This window comes from Streptomyces sp. URMC 126, assembly GCF_051386555.1.
In the GTDB taxonomy this organism is placed as follows: Bacteria; Actinomycetota; Actinomycetes; order Streptomycetales; family Streptomycetaceae; genus Streptomyces.
Genome location: NZ_JBPQTX010000499.1, coordinates 1 through 3,305, shown reverse-complemented (window position 1 = coordinate 3,305; position 3,305 = coordinate 1). Strand labels below are relative to the sequence as shown.

At 71.9% G+C, this 3,305-nt stretch carries 2 protein-coding genes; one reads left to right on the top strand and one right to left on the bottom strand.

The genetic code is table 11. The features are described from left to right. Window positions 1–90: 90 nt before the first annotated feature. Entirely contained in the window at window positions 91–1,659 is a 1,569-nt protein-coding gene (locus tag ACSNOK_RS31960; RefSeq protein WP_436784287.1) for a PE-PGRS family protein, read from the bottom strand. A gap of 686 nt (window positions 1,660–2,345) precedes the next feature. On the opposite strand from ACSNOK_RS31960, the gene ACSNOK_RS31955 reads away from it, so the two are divergent. After that, entirely contained in the window at window positions 2,346–3,158 is an 813-nt protein-coding gene (locus tag ACSNOK_RS31955; RefSeq protein ID WP_436784286.1) for a thioesterase II family protein, read from the top strand. Window positions 3,159–3,305 lie beyond the last annotated feature (147 nt).

Genomic DNA, 3,305 nt, shown 5'->3' with positions numbered 1-3,305 from the left:
CCCCCCGAGGGTCGTCCCGACCTCCCCCGAGCGTCGTTCCTACCCCCCGGGTCTCCCCTACGGTCTCCCCTACGGGTTTCGCGCAGCCCCTTAGGGGTTCTCCCCTGCCCCTGAGGGGCCGTCGAGCAGCCGGTGCATCACCGCCTCAGGGATCACCGGGTTGGTGGCGGCGGAGTTCGCCGTCTCAGGCCGGTGCAGACGCTCGATCAGGACGGGGACCGGCAGCCGTGGGTCGGCCAGCGCGGAGTCCCTGACGTGGGCGTCCGGGTCGTCCACGAGGCGGGTCACGGACGCCGGGGACAGGCGAGGGTCTCGTAGCGCCCGGTGGCGGACCCACGCCTCCTCGTCCCGACTCAGCCGCTCGGCCGTCTCCGCCGTGGCACCGGGATCGTCGAGGGCGAGCGCCCGCAGGGCGGGGGACGCGTCGTCGAGGTACCGGAGCAGATTCCGCCGGGGGAAGTTGGGGTGGTGCGGTATGTGGACGACGGAGTAGCCGTTCCAGGTGCGGAGCGTTTCCAGCAGCACTTCGGCCGGCGCCTGGGCGCAGTGCTCGGCCAACTGAAGCCGTACGACCGGGTCCTCGTCACGGGCGAGCAGATCGGCCACGTCTTGGGGGAGCGATGCGGAGCAGGCGGCACTGCGGCGCAGCAGCGGGTGGGCGGAGGTGGCGCAGCGACGGATGGCATCGGGGTCGTTCTGGAGGGCCAGCACCCAGTCCAGCGGGTAATGGCGGTCGTTAGGGCCGACGTCGACCGGTATGCGTGAACGTTCCCGCTCGGTGAGTTCCGGCCGGATCGACACCTGCCACCGCGCGGCCGGGTCACGTGCCAGGACGGCGACGAGGTCGGGGTCGAGAGAAGGGTTCGACGCGACGCGAGCGCGGAGCCTGTCGTCGGGGTCGCGCGTCAACTGCTCGGCGAGTGCGCGGTCCAGTCTGCAGTGCTCGGCGGCCTCGTGGCGGTGCTCCATCGGCAGCCCGGCGTAGGCGGACGGCGTGAGGGGGACGGTCCTGTGGTGCAGGAGCGCGGCCTGTGCCCGTACCACCGGATCCGGGTCGTCCCTTAGGGCCGCGCGGGCCGCTTTGCCCAGATGTTCCCAGGCGTGGGGCAGGGCGGCGGACCGTATGCCGGGTTCGGGGTCGGCGACCAGGGCGGTCGCCGTGACGGCCGGCAGTGTGCGGGCGCGGGTGAGCTCCGCGCGGATCTGCGGGCTCGGGTCGCCGGTCATCCGGGCCAGGGTTCCCTCGTCCAGGCGCACGTTGTGCCAGACGGCGGAGGCGAGGAAATACCACCTGCGTCGCGGTTCCGGATCCGTGAGCAGCCGGGCCCACTGCTCCGGCGTGAGCCGCCAGCGGTCGCCGAGCAGCCTTCTGACCCGCCAGTCGGGGTGCTCGATCCAAGCGTCGACTACCTCCTCGGGCAGCTCTCGGTGGACCAGGGCACGGGGGAACTCGGGGGCGGTGGTGGCGGTGGCGGGGCATCGGTCACCTGCCGGAACCCGGTCGAGGAAGCGCCGCAACAATGCGGCCGGCGCCGCGGCGTTGTCGGCCAGTCCGTCGCGCCACGCCCGGGCCAGCCGCGCCGGATCCGGAGCGGGCCGGGGGACGGACGCCCAGAGGCCGTCTTCCGCGCGGGCCGGCCCTGGGGCAGGGGCCTGCACAGTGCTTGCACCGGTCCGGGCTACGTCCGACTCCGCGCTCCCCTTGTGTTGTCTCATTCGGACATTCTCGCTGCCGTGCGCCGTGGACAGTGGGTCGCGTGGGGCGTTGGCATGCAAGCGGCAACTGGTACTGCCGAGTCAGTCATTGAGCGACCGACGCATGGAACACACCACCTCCTGTAGGTGAAGCGAGCTCCGTGGCTCGCCAATCAAGTCTGATCACGGCAGGTTTGGGGCTTATCGGGGACACGATCAAGCCAAGATTCACGGGCCTCCTGCAGAGACGGTTGTTCGGGTGGGGTGCGTGTTTTTCAATCACAGACGAAATGCGGTGTGTGGACGTAACGCGGAGAGCAACTCTCCGCCGCCGTAGGGCATCTCGGGAGCAGCGCAGGCCGGGCGAGCATCGGCGGTCCGCAAGGGGCTTGGCCGGGCGCGACCGTACTTTCGGCAACGGGGAGAGGGGGCGCACGGGTGCGTGTCAGCCGGCAGGGAGCCGACGCCGACCTATGCGGGCATCGCGAAGAGCCGGTACCCGGGCACGCCCCGGCGGCGAGGGCGGGTACCGGGCCGGACGTCGGCAGCGTCCACCGCATCTTCCCGCTTGATGAAGGGCCCTCGCCCTACGACCACGCGTTCCCCACACGGCAACCGGCCTGATACGCGGTTCGGAAGGTACCTCCGGCATGACGCCATACCTGACACCGCCGATGGGCGAGCCATCGCCGACGGCACTGGACCTCTTCTGCCTGCCCTGCGCCGGAGGCGGCGCTTCCGCTTACGACCGCTGGCAGGAGCACCTGGACGCCCAGGGCGTCGGGGTACGCGTCCTGCCCGTCCACCTGCCCGGCCGGGAGGGCCGGGCACACGAACCGCGGTTCACCCGGCTCGACGACCTCGTAGCCGAGCTGGACGAGCAACTCGACGAGGCACTGTCCCGACCGCACGTGCTGTACGGGCACAGCATGGGCGCGCTGGTCGCTCACGCGTTGACGCTGGCCCGGCAGCGGCGGGGCGCCGCGCTGCCGCGCGCCTTGGTGCTCAGTTCGCACCGGGCCCCGCACGTGCGGCCGAACCGGATCCTGGACCCGGGCGCCGACGACGAGACGCTCGCCCGAGCCCTGGCCGAACTCGGAGGCATCCCGTGGGAACTGGCGCGGCGGCCGCGGTTCCGCGCCGCCTACATGCCGCTCGTCCACGACGACCTGTGGCTCTGCTCAGGCTGGACGGAACCGGAGGACGTCGAACCGCTGTCCGTCCCGCTGCATCTGTTCGCCGGGGCGGACGACCGCCTGGTGCCCGTTTCCGCGGTGGCCGCGTGGCGCGATCACGCCGGCCGGGGCAGCGAACTGCGGACGCTGCCGGGCGGGCACTTCTTCGTCCGTACCCACGCGGAGCTGCTGCTGCCCGAGCTGGCTTCCGTCATCTCGCGGTACGTCCCGGCGGTGACGGCGAAGGACGGTCACCGCCCTACTGCCGCTTCCGGGGGGACGTGGTGAGCCGAGGGACATGGCGAGCCAGAGGAGACGTGACGAGCCGAGGACACGCGATGAGACGCGCCGACCCCTGCCGACACCCGAAGGAGCACTGACGCCCCAGGCGACGCCCGCACCCGAGCCCTCCATCCCCATCCCCCGCCCCTCCAT